This window comes from Streptomyces hyderabadensis (assembly GCF_020404845.1).
Lineage (GTDB): Bacteria > Actinomycetota > Actinomycetes > Streptomycetales > Streptomycetaceae > Streptomyces > Streptomyces hyderabadensis.
The window spans coordinates 77761-95112 of record NZ_JAIOJZ010000011.1 but is presented as its reverse complement, the minus strand read 5'-3'; the positions used below and the strand labels follow the sequence as shown (position 1 = coordinate 95112).

General features: G+C 74.8%; 5 protein-coding genes. 4 read left to right on the top strand and 1 reads right to left on the bottom strand.

Annotated features, from left to right (window positions below; all coding sequences use genetic code 11):
• Positions 1–24 precede the first annotated feature (24 nt).
• Positions 25–1665 carry a (2,3-dihydroxybenzoyl)adenylate synthase gene (locus K7854_RS11290; protein ID WP_226026276.1) on the bottom strand — a complete coding sequence of 547 codons (1641 nt, stop codon included), beginning with the start codon at positions 1663–1665 and terminating at the stop codon, positions 25–27.
• Positions 1666–1926: 261 nt separating this feature from the next.
• Between K7854_RS11290 and K7854_RS11285 the strand changes: the two genes are divergently transcribed.
• Genes K7854_RS11285 through K7854_RS11270 form a run of 4 tightly spaced genes read left to right on the top strand, consistent with a single transcriptional unit; the run spans position 1927 to position 17349 of the window.
• Positions 1927–8682: a non-ribosomal peptide synthetase gene (locus K7854_RS11285; protein WP_226026337.1), complete on the top strand. Its 6756-nt coding sequence runs from the start codon at positions 1927–1929 to the stop codon at positions 8680–8682.
• A complete protein-coding gene (locus K7854_RS11280; protein WP_226026275.1) occupies positions 8679–14228 on the top strand; it encodes a non-ribosomal peptide synthetase in 5550 nt (1849 codons plus the stop codon). The genes K7854_RS11285 and K7854_RS11280 overlap by 4 nt, the downstream gene beginning before the upstream one ends.
• Positions 14225–15376 (top strand): saccharopine dehydrogenase NADP-binding domain-containing protein, encoded by a 1152-nt coding sequence (locus tag K7854_RS11275; protein ID WP_226026274.1) that lies wholly within the window; start codon positions 14225–14227, stop codon positions 15374–15376. The genes K7854_RS11280 and K7854_RS11275 overlap by 4 nt, the downstream gene beginning before the upstream one ends.
• Positions 15373–17349 carry a Gfo/Idh/MocA family oxidoreductase gene (locus tag K7854_RS11270; RefSeq protein WP_226026273.1) on the top strand — a complete coding sequence of 659 codons (1977 nt, stop codon included), beginning with the start codon at positions 15373–15375 and terminating at the stop codon, positions 17347–17349. Before K7854_RS11275 ends, K7854_RS11270 begins: the two co-directional genes overlap by 4 nt.
• The last annotated feature ends 3 nt before the right edge of the window (positions 17350–17352 follow it).

Sequence of the window (17352 nt, the reverse complement as noted above, 5' to 3'; positions counted from 1 at the left end):
CCGGGCGCCCCTGCGCGCGGCGCGTCACGGACGGGGCAACCCCCGTGCCAGCGCGGCCTTGTCGACCTTCCCGACCGCGGTGAGCGGAAGCCCGGGAACCTGCACCACCTCGTCCGGAGCCTTGTACCCGGCCAGCCCCCGCTCCTTGAGATGGGCGGCGACCTCCCGGGCGCCGGGCGCCGTGCCCGCACAGACGACGAAGGCGACCGACCGCTCACCCCACCGCTCATCCGGCACACCGACCAGCGCCGCCGCCGTGATCGCGGGATGCGTCAGCAACTGCTCCTCCACCTCGACCGCGGCGACCTTCTCCCCGCCGCGGTTGATCTGGTCCTTGATCCGCCCCACCACCACGAGGTGCCCGGAGGCCAGGCGCCGCACCACGTCCCCGGACCGGTAGTAGCCGTCCGGGGTGAACGCCGTGCGGTTGTGCTCTTCGGCGCGGTAGTAGCCGCGCAGTGTGTACGGACCCCGGGTGAGCAGCTCACCCGCCGTACCGTCCGGCACGGGCCTGCCGTCCGCGTCCACCACGAGTACCTCGTCGTCCGGCGAGACGGGCCTGCCCTGGGTGGCGCAGACCAGGTCCTCGGGGTCGTCGAGACGGGTGAGGTTGATCAGGCCCTCCGCCATGCCGAAGACCTGCTGCACGGTCACCCCGAGCGCCGGTCCGAGCGTGCGCGCGTGGTCCTCCGGCAGCCGCGCCCCGCCGACCTGCACCACCGAGAGGCTCCCGAGGTCCCAGCCGCCCGCCGCGGCCTCCTGTGTCCAGTGCGGGACCAGCGGTGGGGTCAGCGAGGTCAGGGTCACGCCCTCCCGCTCGACGAGGGCGTACCCGGTCTGGGGGCTGGGGTCGGGCGCGACGACGACGGTTCCCCCGGCCATGAGGGTGCCCAGCACGCCGGGGCAGGCGAAGGTGAAGTTGAACCCGAGCGGAAGCACCGCCAGGTACACGGTCCGCGCGTCGAGTGCGCAGACCTCCACACAGGCGCGCGCGTTGTAGGCGTAGTCGTCGTGTGTGCGCGGGATGAGCTTCGGAAGTCCCGTGGTGCCGCCGGACAGCAGCAGGAGGGCGACGTCGGCGGCGTCCGCTCCGCCGGCGTCGCCGGAGACGGGACCGGACGCGGACGGTGCCGGTGTGCGCAGCGCCGCGAAGGGGACGAAGCCCTCGTCGTTCCCCGGGTCGCCGACCACCACGACGTGCCGCAGCGAACCGCCCGGCCCCTGCTCCGCCCGTACCTCGCGCATCAGCTCCCGGTGGTCGAACCGGGCGTGCCGGTCGGGCACCACGCAGGCCACGGCGCCCGCCACGCGCACCAGATGCCCGATCTCCCGCCGCCGGTGGCCGGGCATGGCGTGCACCGGAACGGCACCGAGCCGCTGCAGCCCGAACCAGACGAGCAGGAACTCCGCGCGGTTGGGGAGCTGGACGACCACGCGGTCACCCCGCCCGATCCCGAGTCCGTGCAGTCCGGCGGCCACGCGGTCCGCCTCGGTGTCCAGTTCCGCGTAGGTCCACCGCCGGTCGCCGTCGACCAGGGCGACACGCCCTCCGTGGGCGGCCGCCCAGGTGCGCAGCCGGGCGCCGAAGGTCACCCCCTGCCAGTGCCCGGCGGCTCGGTAGCGCGCCGATTCGGCCTCGGACCAGGTCCGTTGAGTCTCGGTCATGGGGCTTCGCCTCTCATTGCCGGGCCTCTGGCTCTGGCGCCGAGCCCCGTCGTGTGATTACGATGTGAAGTATAGAAATGATAATCATTTCAATCTAGCGGGGGTTCCGCCTGTGCCGTGACGGCTCCCGGCACCGCGGCCTGCGCGTCGCCGGCTTGCGCGTCGGCGGCTTCGGCGCGGGCGGACTCCGCCGCGGCTCCCACCCCATCCGACCGGAAGGCAGCACCAGTGAGCGATGAAGCAGTCGTCCAGGCGCGGACAGTGGAAGGAGACACCGGCAGCCCCGACCGCCACGCGCCCGCCGCGGTGCGTGACGCCGTGGCACGCGCGCTGGAGATCGCACCGGAGGAGCTGGACGACGACCGCGACCTCTTCGAACTCGGCCTCGACTCACTGCTGCTGATGTCCCTGGTCGGTGCCTGGCGGCGCCAGGGCAGCGAGGTCACCTTCCAGGACCTCACCAGCAGCCCGACCCTGCGGGAGTGGACGAGACTGCTCGCCCAGGCACGGGACGGCGCAGCAGCCCCCGCCGCCCCGCCCCCGCCGTCCGCCCCGCAGCCCGCGGCGGCGGCCGGGGCGGAGCCGGACCCCTTCCCGCTGGCCACGATGCAGCACGCCTACTGGATCGGACGCCAGGACGGACAGCCCCTCGGCGGCGTCGCCGCGCACTTCTACGTCGAACTCGACGGCCACGACGTCGACCCGGCCCGCCTCGACACCGCGCTGCGGGCGCTCGTACAGCGGCACGGCATGCTCAGGGCCGTCTTCGACGAGGACGGCCGCCAGCGCTACGGTGCCGCGAGCGGGCCGCTCACCGTCCACGACCTGCGGGACCGCACCCCCGTCGAGGCCGAGGCCGAGCTGGCCCTGCTGCGTGAGCGCAACACCCACGCCCGCCCGGACATCAGCGCCGGCGACGTCTTCCGCGCGGGCCTGTGCCTGCTCCCCGACGGCCGGACCCGGCTGCAGATCGACCTGGACATGATGGCCGGCGACGCGCTGAGCCTGCGGGTCCTCCTGGCCGACCTGCGCCGCTTCTACGAGTGTCCCGACGACCCGCCGCGCGAACTGGGCCTGGACTACCGGCGCTACCTCGCCGAGACGGACGTCCGCAGGCGCGCGGAGCGCGAGCGGGCCGCCGCCTGGTGGCGCCGGCGCCTGCCGGAGCTGCCGCGGGCCCCGCGGCTGCCGACGACCGTCGACGCCCTGACCCCGGTCAGCGGCCACGACCGTGCACTGACCCACTCCCGCCGCCTGCACCACTGGCTCGGTCCCGCCGACAAGGCCGCGCTCGTCGGCGCCGCCCGCCGGCACGGCCTGACCCCCGCCGCCGCCCTCGCCACCGCCTTCGCCGAGGTGATCGCCGCCTGGAGCGACAGCCGCCGCTTCCTCCTCAACCTCCCGCTGTTCGACCGGGAGTTGTCCATGCCCGACGCCGCCGCACTGGTGGGCGACTTCAGCAGCTCGGTCCTGCTCGACGCGGACATGAGTGCTCCGCTCCCCTTCTCCCGCCAGGCCCGCGGGCTCCAGGAGAGGTTGCAGGAGGGCATCTCCCACGGCGCGTACGGCGGTGTCGAGGTACTGCGCGACCTCGCCCGCGCCGAGGGAGCCCCGGTGCTGGCCCCCGTCGTGTACACCAGCGCCATCGGACTCGGGGAGATCTTCGAGCAGGACGTCCAGAAGTCCTTCGGGCGGCCCTCCTGGATCATCTCGCAGGGCCCGCAGGTCTATCTGGACGCCCAGGTCACCGAACTCGACGGCGGCCTCCTGCTCAACTGGGACGTGCGGGACGGCGTGTTCGAGGCCGGGGTGCCCGACGCCGCTTTCGACGCCTACCGCCGCCTGGTCACCCGCCTGGTGACGGACCCCGGCGCCTGGTCCCGGCCGGTGGACGGCCTCCTCGCCCCCGACGTCCTGCCCCGGCGCGCGGTGGCGGCGCTGCCCCCGGCACCCGTTGCGGACCGCGCCCTGCACACCCGCTTCTTCCGGCTCGCCGAGACCGAACCGGACCGCACCGCGGTCGTCCCTGCCACCGGCGCGACGCTCACCTACGGCGAACTCGCGCACCGGGCGCGGCAGATCGCCGCACTGCTGGCCGACCACGGCGTGCGGGAGGGCGACACCGTCGCCGTGACCCTGCCCAAGGGCGCCGACCAGATCACCGCGGTCCTCGGCATCCTGGCGGCGGGCGCGGCCTACGCACCCGTCGGCGTGGAACAGCCCGCCCTGCGCCGGCGACGCATCCACTCCGTGGCCGCTGCCGCCGCCGTCCTCACCGACCGGGACCACGCCCACCTCTGCGCGGACGCCTCCCCGGCCCCGGTGCTGCTGGTGGAGGACACGGCCGGGGCCCGGCCCGCGCCGGTCGTCGAGCCGGACCCCGCCCTGCCCGCCTACGTGCTGTTCACGTCCGGCTCGACGGGACTGCCCAAGGGCGTCGAGGTGTCGCACCGGGCGGTCGTCAACACCGTCGAGGCGATGGCGGAGCAGCTCGGCCTCGGCCCGGCGGACCGCACGCTCGCGATCTCCGCGCTGGACTTCGACCTCGCCACCTGGGACATCTTCACCCCGCTGTCCCTCGGCGGCCAGGTGGTCGCCGTGGGGCAGGAGCACCGCCGCGACGCCCACCACTGGGCGCGGCTGGTGCGCACCCACGGCGTGACGCTGGTGCAGTGCGTGCCCGCCCTGCTGGACCTGCTGATGGCCGCCGGGGAGGACGAGGGCCTCGGCGACTGCCTGCGCATGGTGCTGCTCGGCGGCGACTGGGTCGGGCTCGACCAGCCCCGCCGACTGCGGGCCCTCGTACCCGGCTGCCGTTTCGTGGCGCTCGGCGGCATGACGGAGGCCGCCGTCCACTCCACGGTGTTCGAGGTGGAGCGGACCGACCCCGCCTGGAGGTCCGTCCCCTACGGCGTCCCGCTGCGCAACATGCGGGCCCGCGTCGTGGACGGCCGCGGACGCGACTGCCCCGATCTCGTCCCCGGCGAACTGTGGATCGGCGGCCCCGGCGTGGCCAACGGCTACCGCGCGGATGCCGAACGCACGGCGGAGCGCTTCGTCGACCACGACGGTGAACGCTGGTACCGCAGCGGCGACCTGGCCCGCTACCGGCCCGACGGCGTGCTGGAATTCCTCGGCCGCGCCGACCACCAGGTGAAGATCGGCGGCCACCGCATCGAACTGGGCGAAGTCGAGACCGCGCTGGAGGACGACCCCGCCGTGCTCCACGCGGTGGCCTGCGTCCTCGACACACCGGTACGCCGCCTCGCCGCGGCCGTGTCCGCCCCGGCCGGGGCCCTGGACCCGGACCAGGTACGGCTGCGGGCGGCGGAACGCCTCCCCGCCCACATGGTCCCCGAACGCGTCCTCGTCCTGCGTGAACTGCCGCTGACCGCCAACGGCAAGCTCGACCGGGCGGCCGTCCACCGGGCGCTGACCGAGGCCGCGGGGCAGGACGGCCCCCGCACGTCGCCGCCGGACGGACCGGTGGAGACCGCCGTGGCGGCCGAGTGGGCCGACCTGCTCGGCGTGGCCGAAGTCGGCCGCGAGAGCAGCTTCTTCCTGCTCGGCGGCGACTCGCTGGTCGCGACCCGCATGATCGGACGGCTGCGGGCCCGCGGCTTGCCCGGCGCCCGCGTGGCCGACCTCTTCGCCCGGCCCGTGCTCCGGCACTTCTGCGCGACGCTGCACACCGCGGCGGCCGCCGACGGCCGGACGGGACCGGACACCGCTCCCGCCCTCGTGCCCGATGCTCCCGTCCTCGTGCCCGATCCGGAGCACGCGCACGAGCCGTTCCCGCTCACCGACGTCCAGGCCGCCTACCACACCGGCCGCGACCCCCGCTTCACCCTCGGCGGCGTGGGCACCTGGCACTACACCGAGTTCGACGGCACCGACGTCGACCTGGAGCGGCTGGAGCGCGCCTGGAACACCCTCGTCCGACGGCACGGCATGCTCCGCGCGGTCGTCGAGGACGGACACCAGCGGGTGCTGCCCGAGGTCCCCCCGGTGCGGCTGCCGGTGGCGGACGCCCGCGCGGGCACAGCGGCCGAGGCCCTGGCCGGTCTGCGCTCCCGTCTGTCCCAGCAGGTCCGCGACCCCGCCCGGTGGCCGCTCTTCGCCGTCGAGGCGGTGCGCTACCGCGCGGACGAGGCCACCGACGGCAAGGACGCCGAGGTACGGACCCGGATCGGCATCGGCCTGGACTACCTCGTCCTCGACGCGCTCTCCATCACCACGCTCTACGCCGAACTGAACGCGCTCTACGCCGACCCGGAACACCGGCTGCCGCCCGTCGACGTGTCGTTCCGCGACTACCTGACCCGTCTCCCGGCGGACCCGGAGTCCACCGCCCGGGCCCGCGCCCACTGGCAGACCCGGCTGCCGCAACTGCCGCCACCGCCCGCCCTGCCCTTCGACCGCGACCCGGCGACCCTCGACGCCCCCGTCTTCACCCGGCGCCGGACGAGCCTGCCCGCCGAGGACTGGCAGGCCGTCAAACGGGAGGCGGCCCGGCACGGTCTGACCCCGTCCACCGTCCTGCTCGCCCTGTACGCGGAGGTCCTCGCGGCCTGGAGCGGCACCGACGCCGTGACCGTCACCCTCACCCTCTTCAACCGGCGTGACGTCCACCCCCACATCCACCGGGTACTGGGCGACTTCACCTCCCTGTCCCTCGCCGGCTACCGGCGCGAAGGGGCCGCCGCCTGGACGACCGCGGCCGCCGCGCTGCAACGGCGGCAGGCGGAGGACCTCGACCACGCCGACGTGCCGATCGACTGGCTGCTGCGGGAGTTCGGCCGGCGCACGGGCACGGTGGACGCCGCCGCACCCGTGGTGTTCACCAGCGCCATCGGCGTCGGCGACGCGACGCTGGCCCAAGGGGGCACCGGACTGCCCCCGAAGGTCCACGGCATCTCCCAGTCCCCGCAGGTCTGCCTGGACAACCAGGTCACCGAGGAGTCCGGGAGCCTGGTCGTCACCTGGGACGCGGTCGAGGAACTCTTCGCCGAGGGCGTGCTGGACGCGATGTTCCGCGCGTACGAGCGGCTGCTGCGGCATCTCGTGGACGGTGGCTGGCAGACACCGCTGCCCGACCTGGTACCCGCGTCCCACTACGCACGGCGGGCCGCCGCGGCACGGGAGGCGGCCCTGGAACCGGTGGCGCCGCGGCCGCTGCACCGGATGTTCTTCACCCACGCGGCGGCCACGCCCGAGCGCACCGCCCTCGTCAGCACGGCGGGGGAGGAGGTGACCTACGGCACCCTGGCCGCACAGGCGCTGCGCACCGCCGCCGCGCTCGGCGACGCGGGAGTGCGGCCGGGCGACCTGGTCGCGGTCACCCTGCCCAAGGGCCCGGAACAGATCGCGGCCGTCCTCGGCGTCCTCGCGGCCGGCGCTGCCTACGCCCCCCTGAGCCTCGAACAGCCCGCCGCCCGGCTGGAGCGGGTGCACGCCACCGCCGGTTTCGACGCCGTGCTGGGAAGCTGGCCCACGCGGGAGGGCACCGGCCCCCGCAGCCTGTCCTTCGCGGACACGCAGTGCGTCGAGCCGCAGACCACGCCGGCCGAGACGCCTCCCGAGTCGCTTGCCTACGTGATCTTCACCTCGGGCTCCACGGGCGAGCCCAAGGGCGTCGAGATCACCCACGCCGCCGCCTGGAACACGGTGGCGGACATCAACGCCCGCCACCAGGTGTCCGGGGACGACCGGGTCTTCGCCCTGTCGGCACTGGACTTCGACCTCTCCGTGTACGACGTCTTCGGCCTGCTCGCCGCGGGCGGCTCCCTCCTGCTGCCCACCGACGACCAGCGCCGCGAACCGGCCCGCTGGCCGCGCCTGCTGGAACGGCACGGCGTGACCGTCTGGAACACCGTCCCGGCCCTGCTCGACCTGCTGCTCGACGCCGACGAACAGGATGCCCCGGACGACGGTGACAGCCGGGAGGACGGCGACCGGCGGGCGGGCGGCAGACTCGCGGGGCTGCGGACCGCACTGGTCTCCGGCGACTGGATCGGCCTCGACCTGCCCGCCCGGCTGCGGGCCCGGACCGCGCGGAACTGCGCCTTCGTCGCGATGGGCGGCGCCACCGAGGCCGCCATCTGGTCCAACACCCTGACCGTCGACGAGCCGGACCCCCGGTGGGTCTCCATTCCCTACGGACGTCCGCTGACCGGGCAGCACTACCGGGTGGTCGACCGGGACGGCCGGGACTGTCCCGACTGGGCACCCGGCGAGCTGTGGATCGGCGGCGCGGGACTGGCCCGCGGCTACCTGGCCGACCCGGTACGGACCGCCGAGAAGTTCGTCGAGCAGGACGGCCGGCGCTGGTACCGCACCGGTGACCTGGGCCGGTTCCGGGGCGACGGACTGCTGGAGTTCCTCGGCCGGCTCGACAGCCAGCTGAAGATCGCCGGCCACCGCATCGAGGCGGGCGAGGTCGAAGCCGCCCTGGAGGCACATCCGGCCGTCGCGCGGGCCGCCGTCGTGGCCGCGGGGGAGCGCACCGCCCGGCGGCTGGTCGCGTTCGCCGTACCGCACGAGCCGCCGTCCGCCGAGGGCGCCGCTCGCGTCGAGGACCCCGAACTCACCGAGGCCCTCTTCGGGCTGCTGGCCGAGCGGGTACCGGCCTATGCCGTCCCGTCCCGCATCCTGCTCCTGCCCGCCCTGCCCCTGACCGGCAACGGCAAGGTCGACCGGGCCGCCCTCGCCCACCTCGCCGGACCGGAGCCGGTCCCGGCCGCCGCCGAGCCGCCACGGGACGGGACCGAGACCGCCCTGGCCGCGCTCTGGCACGCGTACCTGCCGCACACCGAGCCGGACCGCGAGGCCAACTTCTTCACCGCGGGCGGCGACAGCCTCACCGCGCTGCGCCTGCTCACCGCGATCGAGCGCCGGTTCGGGGCCGCCGTGCCCGCCCGCCGCTTCTTCGCCGCACCGACCATCGCCGCGCTCGCCGCGGACATCACCCGAACCCTCGCGGCCCACGGGACCGCCTACGAGACCGGAGAGCTGTGAACATCGCTGAACTGCTGGCCCGATACGCCGACGAGGGCGTGACGCTGTGGGCCCAGGACGGACAACTGCGCTTCCGGGCCCCGCAGGGCACGCTCACGGACACCCACCGAGCCGAACTGCGCACGCACAAGGAAGCCATCCTGCGCCACCTGGAGGCGGCGGAGCCCGCGTTGCGGGCCGACCCCGGCAACCGCCACGAACCGTTCCCGCTCACCGACATCCAGGCCGCCTACCTCATCGGCCGCACCGACGCCTACGCCTACGGGGGTGTCGGCTGCCACGCCTACGTGGAGCTGGAATACCCCGACCTGGACGTGGACCGCGTGACCTCCGTGTGGCGGGAACTGGTCCAGCGGCACGACATGCTCCGCGCCGTCGTCCACCACGACGGCTACCAGCGGGTGCTGCCCGAGGTCCCCGCACTGACCGTCGGCACCGACGACCTGACCGCGCTGGAGGCCGCCACCGCCGAGGCACAGCTCGCACGCACCCGGGCCCGGCTGGCCACCCGCGAGGCCCCCACCGACCAGTGGCCCCTCTTCGACGTGCACGTGACCCGGACCGCCGAACGGGCGGTGCTCCACCTCGCCTTCGACATGCTCGTCGTCGACCACGCGAGCCTGCGCCTCCTGCTCGCCGAGTTCCGGCGCGGCTACGGCGGCCACGCGCTGTCCCACGCCCCGGGCGTCACCTTCCGCGACTACGTCCTGGCCCGCCGTGCCCTGGCCGACACCGACGGCCACGCCCGCGACCGGGCCTACTGGACCGCACGCCTCGACACCCTGCCGCCCGCCCCCGAACTGCCCCTCGCCGAAGCCTGGGAGGCCGCCGTGACGGCCCCGGACGAAGGCGGCCGCACCCCTGCCCCCGACGACCCGGTGACCTTCCGGCGGCTGGAGGTCCTGCTGCCCGCGGCCGACCGGGACCGGCTCGCCGAACGGGCCGCACGGCGCGGCCTGACCGTGTCGGCGGCGCTGCTCGCCGCGTACGCCGAAACGGTCGGCGCCTGGTCGCGGACCAGCCGCTTCACCCTCAACGTGCCCACCGTCGACCGGCCGGCCCTGCACGAGGACATCGACCGCCTCGTCGGCGACTTCACCTCGCTCGAACTCCTCGCCGTCGACCTCGGCGCCCGGGCCAACTTCGCCGAGCGCACCCGGGCCGTGGCGCAGCAGCTCCTCGAAGACCTGGCACACCCGCTGTTCACCGGCTCGGAGGTGCTCGCCGAACTCTCCCGCCGGGCCGGCGCCCCGGTGCTCATGCCGGTCGTCTTCACCAGCGCCCTGGGCTCCGGAGCCACCGCCGAGGGCGTACCCCCCGAGGTGTCGTACGCCGTGACCCGGACGCCCCAGGTGTGGCTGGACTGCCAGGTCATGCACCGCGGCGACGCGCTGAGCCTGTCCTGGGACATCCGGCAGGGCGCGCTCGCCCACGGGGTGGCCGACGCCATGTTCGAGGCGTACACCGCACTCGTACGGTCGCTGGCGGCGCCGGGCGGGGCCGGGGAGGCCGCCTGGGACGCGCCGGCCCGGATCAGCCTGCCCGCGGCGCAGACGGCGCGCCGGGCCGCGGTCAACGCCACCGAGGGCCCGCTGCCCGACACCCTGCTCCACGAACCCGTACTCGCCCAGGCACGAAGGACACCGGACGCCATCGCGGTCCGCACCCCCGAACTGGCCCTCTCCTACCGGCGGCTCGTGGACCGTGCGACCGGCCTCGCCAAGACGCTGACGGCGTCCGGACTGCGCCCCGGGGAACCGGTGGCCATCTGGACGGACAAGGGCTGGGAGCAGGTCGTCGCCGTCCTCGGCACCCTCATGGCGGGCGGCGCCTACCTGCCCGTCGACACCGCCCAGCCGCCCGCCCGGCGCGACACGATCATCGCGGACGCGGGCGTGCGCACCGTCCTCACCCAGTCCTGGCTCGCCGAACTCGAAGACCTCCCGGACACGGTGTCGGCCGTCGCCGTGGACCGCGCCGAGGAGTCCGGCGCGGACGGTACGGCGGTCACCGCACCCCGGGACCCGGACGACCTCGCCTATGTCATCTACACCTCCGGCTCCACCGGCACGCCCAAGGGCGTGATGATCAGCCACCGGGCGGCCCTGAACACCGTCGAGGACATCAACCGCCGCCACCGCGTCACCGCACACGACCGCGTCCTGGGCATCGCGGGGCTCGGCTTCGACCTGTCCGTCTACGACCTGTTCGGACCGCTCGCCGTCGGCGCCGCCCTCGTCCTGCCCCGCGCCGACCGGCGCGGCGATCCCTCCCACTGGGCCGAACTGGTCCGCGACTTCGGCGTCACGGTCTGGAACTCCGTGCCGGGCCAGCTGCACATGCTGTGCGACTGGCTCCGCTCCGAGCCTCCCGCCGAAGACGGTTCCCTGCGGCTCGCGCTGATATCCGGCGACTGGATACCGGTCGCGCTGCCCGACCAGGCCCGTGAACTGCTGCCCGGCCTGGAGGTCGTCTCCCTCGGAGGGGCCACCGAGGGCGCCATCTGGTCCATCGCCCACCCGATCGGCACGGTGGACACGGCCCGCCCGAGCATCCCCTACGGCAAGCCCCTGACCAACCAGACCTTCGCCGTGCTCGACCGGCACCTGCGGCCACGGCCCGAGTGGGTGCCCGGCGAGCTGTACATCGGCGGCGCCGGCGTGGCCCTCGGCTACTTCGGCGACGCGGAACGCACCGCGGAGCGGTTCCTCACCGACCCCGCGACCGGAGAGCGGCTCTACCGCACGGGCGACCTCGGCCGGTACCTGCCCGACGGGACCATCGAGTTCCTGGGCCGGGAGGACGCCCAGATCAAGATCCGCGGCTACCGGGTCGAACTCGCCGAGGTGGAGGCCGCCGTACAGGCCCATCCGGCCGTCGCGGCGGGCGCGGTCGTCGTCGACGACTCGGCGGCGGGCGGACGACGCCTGGCCGCGTTCGTGGAGACGGCACGCAAGGACGGCGGGGCGGCGCACCGGGATGGCACAGCCTCGGCCACCCGCCGGGACCGGGCACGCGCGGCCGCCGCCGAGGCGGTGCGCGAAGCCTCCGCGGCCGTCGACGCCGCACGGCTCACCGACTTCCTGGCCGCCCTCGACGACGTGGCCGTCGCCGAGACGACCCGGGTACTGGCCGCCTCCGGAGTGTTCGACGGGGGAGCGGCACGCACGGCGGAGGAGGTGGGCACGGCACTGCGGGCCACGCCCCGGCACCGGCACATCGTGCGCCGCTGGCTGCGTGCCCTCGCCGCCCGGGACCGGCTCACCCACCGGGACACCGACGACGCCTACACCGGCCTCGTCCCCGTCTCCGCGCCCGAGGCCGAGCGCCGCTGGCGGCTGGCCGCCGAGCTGGAGCACGAGATCGGCTGGAGCACCGAACTGCTCGCCGTCATGCGCACCTGCGCCGAGCGGCTCCCCGAGCTGGTCTGCGGGGACATCGGCATCCGGGACCTGCTCTTCCCGGGCGCGGCGACGGAGGCCGCGGACGCCGCCTACCGGGACAACCTCGCCATCCGGCACCTCAACCGCGCGGTGGTCGCCGCGCTGCGCGAGATCGCCGCGAGCCACACCGGTGAGGAGCGGCTGCGGGTGCTGGAGGTCGGCGGCGGCGTCGGCGGCACCACCGGCGAACTGGTGCCCGTCCTCGCCGAGTACGGCGTGGACTACCTGTTCACCGACCCCTCGGCGTTCTTCCTGAACGAAGCCCGCGAGCGCTTCGCCGACCACACCTGGGTGCGCTACCAGCGCTTCGACGTCGACGAGGACCCGCGCGCCCAGCACCTGCTGCCCAACACCTTCGACGTCGTGATCTGCGCCAACACGCTGCACGCCGCCGCCGACGCGGACGCCGCCGTGGGCAGGCTCCGGGAACTGCTGGTACCGGGCGGACAGCTCGTCTTCGTGGAGAACACCCGCGACGAGAACCTCCCGCTGCTGGTCTCCATGGAGTTCCTGGAGGTCGCCGGCCGCCCCTGGACCGATGTGCGCGAGCACACCGGACAGTCCTTCCTCACCCACACCCAGTGGCGTGAACTCCTCGACGCTCACGCGGCGTCCGAGGTCGTCACACTCCCCGACGCCCAAGACGCCCTGGCGGCCACCGGGCAGGAGGTCTTCATCGCCACGCTGAAGGACGACCGGCACCACGTTCCGACGGGCGAGCTGGCCCGCACGGCGGCCACCCGGCTCCCGGAGTACATGCTCCCCTCGGTGTGGCAGGTCGTCGACACCCTGCCCCGCACGGCCAACGGCAAGACCGACCGCGCACGCCTGCAGTCCTGGCTGCCCCGGGACAGCGCACCGGTCGTCGTGGACGAGCAGCCGAGGGACGAGCTGGAGAGCGGCCTGGCCGACCTGTGGACGGAACTCCTCGCGGTCGACCGCGTCACCCGCAACGACGACTTCTTCGACCTCGGCGGCGACTCGCTCCTGGTGGCCCGCATGGTGGGCCGCCTGCGCGAACGGATCCCGCAGGCGGCGGACCTGGAATGGGACGTCGTCCTGCGCCACATGCTGCGCCGCCCCACGGTCGCGGGCCTCGCGGGGTTCCTGCGCGGCCTCGCCGGCGCCCAGGAGGCGCCCGCCACCGGGGCCCCGCGCACGGACCCGGTGATCCACCTGCACGGCTCCCGCACGCAGGACGAGCCGACGACCGTGCTGGTGCACGCCGGAACCGCCACGATCATGCCGTACCGGGCGCTGATCACCGAGATCAGGCGCCGCTCGCCGGGCCTCGCCGAGGTCGTCGGCGTGGAGGTGCCCGACCTGAGCGCCTTCCTCGCCGCACCGCCCGACGGACTGATCGAGCGGATGGCGGCCGACTACGCGCGGGCCCTGACCGCGGACGGCCGCGGCCGCTTCCACGTCGTCGGCTACTGCCTGGGCGGCCTGATCGCCACCGAAGTGGCCCGCAACCTCGCCGAGTCCGGGGCGGAGGTGGAGAGCCTCACCGTGATCAGCAGCCACAGCCCCCGCTTCCGCCTCGACGACGAACTCCTCGCCGAGTACTCCTTCGCCGTCATGATGGGCATCGACCCGGCCGAACTCGGCTTCCTGGACGACCAGTACCGGGTGGCCGCTGCGGCCGACGCCGTCCTGGCCGCAAGCCCCGGTGTGCTGCCCGACGGCGGACTCGCCGCACTGCCCGCGCAGTTCGAGGACGTCGCGGGCTGCTTCCGCCGGCTCGCCGACGTCCCCCGCGCCACCCGGATCGCCCGGATGTGCGAGGCGGTGCCCGCGTCCGCCGGCACCTACGAACCCGACCACATGACCCGGCTCTTCCTCGCCTTCCGCCAGAGCGTCTTCGCCATCACCCGCTACGACGCCGAGCCCTACGCGGGCGACATCACCTTCCTGCGCCACGACGGCGCCTACCCCTTCCCCGGCAGCAAGGACGCCGTCACCGCCTACTGGGAGGAACTGACCCTGGGCGACCTGGACATCGTCGACATCGGCGGCGACCACTACAGCTGCCTGTCCGTCGAGCACGCGCCCGGCATCCTCAAGACCCTCGGCGAACTGACCCAGGGGGCGATCACCCGATGACCAAGCCCCTGATCGGAGTCCTCGGCGCATCCGGGGCGGTCGGCCGGGCCGCCGTACGGGAACTGCGCGCACTCGGGCACACCGGACTGCGCCTGGGCGGCCGGACCGCGGCGGCGCTGTGCGCGGTCGCCGAGGAGGACCCCGCCGGCCACGACGAGACGGTGTGGGCGGACGCCACCGCACCAGACGGCCTGCGTGCCTTCACCGAGGGCTGCGACCTGGTCCTCAACTGCGCGGGCCCCACCTACCGGCTGCGCGCCACGGTCGCCGCCGCCGCACTCGCCGCCGGGGCGCACTGCGTCGACGTGGCCGGGGACGACCCGGCCGCCGAGGACCTCCTGGCGGCGGGCGACCCGGCCCGCGACGGCCGCACGGTCGTCCTGTCGGCCGGGGCCCTGCCGGGCCTGTCCAGCCTGCTGCCCCGCTGGCTGGCCGGGCAGGGCCTGGACCGTGTCTCCGCGCTGACCGCGTACTGCGGCGGCCTGGAGACCTGCTCGCCGACCGTGGCGCACGACCTCATGCTCTCCCTCACCTCCGGAGGCGCGGACGGCGCCGCCTACGGCGAGGCCCTCGCCGCCGTCCGCGGCGGCCGGCGCGTCCCGCGCACCCTGCGCACCGCCGAGGACACCGAACACCACGCCTTCCCCGGCCGGGTGGCGCTCCAGCCCTACCTCAGCGGCGAGAGCGAACGCCTCGCCACCGCCCTCGGCCTGGACCGCCTCGACTGGTACAACGTCCACCCCGGCCCCGCCGTGCGCGCCCTGCTCAACCGGCTCCCGGGCCGCCTCGCCGCCGGGGACGACCCGGCGGAGCTGGCGGACCGGCTGTTCCTCGCCGCCGACCTCGACCTGGCCGGACGGGCGCCCTACTACGTCATGGACTTCGCACTGTCGGGCACCGCGTCCGGACGGCCGGCCACCGCGGGAGTGACCCTGCGCGCGGCCAGCAGCTACCGGCTCACCGCGACCGTGGGCGCGCTCGCGGTGGACGCCGTGCTGCGAGACCGGGTGCCCGCAGGGGTCCACTTCGCCTGCGACGTGCTGGACCCCGGCACCGTGGTGCGCCACCTGCGTGGCCGCGGCGCCGCGGACCTCCGGCCCACCGGCACGGCGGCCGGCGCCGACCACGTGGAAGAGGGCGCGCTGTGAACACCACCTCCACCCCCTTCCGGGTGCTGGTCTGCGGCACCAACTTCGGCCGCTTCTACGCCGAGGCCGCACACCGCCGCCCCGGATACCAGCTGGCTGGCCTCCTGAGCCGGGGCTCGGCCGCCTCCCGGGCGTACGCCCAGCGACTCGGCGTCCCCCACTACACGGACACCGGTGACCTCCCGGCCGGCATCGACGCCGCCTGTGTGGCGGTGAGTTCCTCGATCTCGGGCGGCCGGGGCACCGATCTGGCCCGCGCGCTCATGGACCGGGGCATCCACGTCCTCCAGGAACACCCCGTCCACCTCACCGAGCTGACGGACAACCTCACCCACGCACGCCGCCGGGGAGTGCAGTACCGGCTCAACACCCACTACCCGCACGTCGCCCCGGTCCGCGACTTCGTCGACGCGGCCCGCAGACTCGTCGCCCAGCAGCAACCGCTCTTCGTCGACGCCGCCACCCCGGTCCACCTGATGCACCCCCTGGTGGACATCCTCGGCCGGGCGCTGGGCACCCTGCGCCCCTGGCGCTTCGCGGACCCGGCGCCGCTGCCCGCCGAGATCGGACCGCAGCCGTTCCGCTCCCTGCACGGCATGCTGGCGGGCGTACCCCTCACGCTGCGCGTGCACCACCAGCTCGACCCGTCCGACCGGGACAACCACGCCCTGCACTGGCACCGGATCTCGCTCGGCACGGAAGGCGGAGTGCTCACCCTGGCCGACACCCACGGCCCCGTGCTGTGGAGCCCCCGGCTGCACGTCGGGCGCGACGCCGACCGGCGCTTCGTCCTCGACGGACCGGGCACCGGACGGCTGGGCCTGGGCACCACGGCCGTCGTCGGGACCACGGGCACCTTCCGGACCGTCTTCTCCGACCTGTGGCCGCAAGCGGTCGGCGGCGCACTCGACGGGCTCCGCGATGCCGTCGAGCAGGACGGCGACGCCCTGCGCGCGGGCCAGTACGACCTGGCCGTGTGCCGCATCTGGACCGACCTCGCCGCACGGCTCGGACCGCCCGAGATCGTACGTCCGGCCACCCCGCGGCCCCTCGCGCTCAGCGACGTCTTCCCCGCTCCCCGGCAGGCGCGCACCGACGCGCACCGCGCCGAGACGGATCGCGCCGACGCGCACCGCGCCGAGACCGATCGCGCCGGCGACCCGGAACGCACCCGCGGCCCTGCGGGTGCCGCGCCCTACACCCCGTCGGCCGAGTTCTTCGACCTCGTCGCCGCCGAGCACACCGCGACCGCGAGCGCGCCCGCCGTCGCCGCGCTCCTCGCCGACGCCGACCTCAGCACCGGACCCGTGGTCGACATCGGCGCCGGGACCGGCCTGGTGACCGAGGCCGTCGCCCGTGCCCGGCCGGACGCCGAGATCCTGGCCTGCGAACCGGCGGTCGGCATGCGCGCCGTACTCACCAGCAGGGTCTTCAGCGACCCGGACCTGCGCTCCCGCGTCACCGTCACCGCGGACGCCGCGCCCGACCTGGACCTGCCGGACCGGATGAGCGTCGTCCTGCTGTGCGGAGTCCTCGGCCACCTCGACGCCGACGCACGGGCCCGGCTCTGGCGGCGAGTGAACCGGAGGCTGGCTCCCGGAGGGCTCGTGATCGTCGAACTCATGCAGTTCGAGGAGCCGTTGACCCTTCCCGACACCAGGCTGGCCACCGCCACCGCCGGACGGCACCGCTACGAGTGGTCGTTCGGCGCAGCGCCGGACGACGCGGAGGACGGCGTGCTGCTGCTGCACTCCACCTGGCGCGTCTACCGTGACGACGCCCCCGAGGCGGAGCGCGAGGTGCACGACTCCTACCGGTGGGCCCCCATCGGGCTCAAGGAGGTGGTCGCCGAGTCCGGGATGACCGCACGCGCCCTGCCCACCCGCCCCGGCGCACCCCCGCTGGCCGTACTCACCCGCGCACCGGACGCGCCGCACACCCCTGCCCCCGTCACCACCTCCATCCACCGCTGAGGA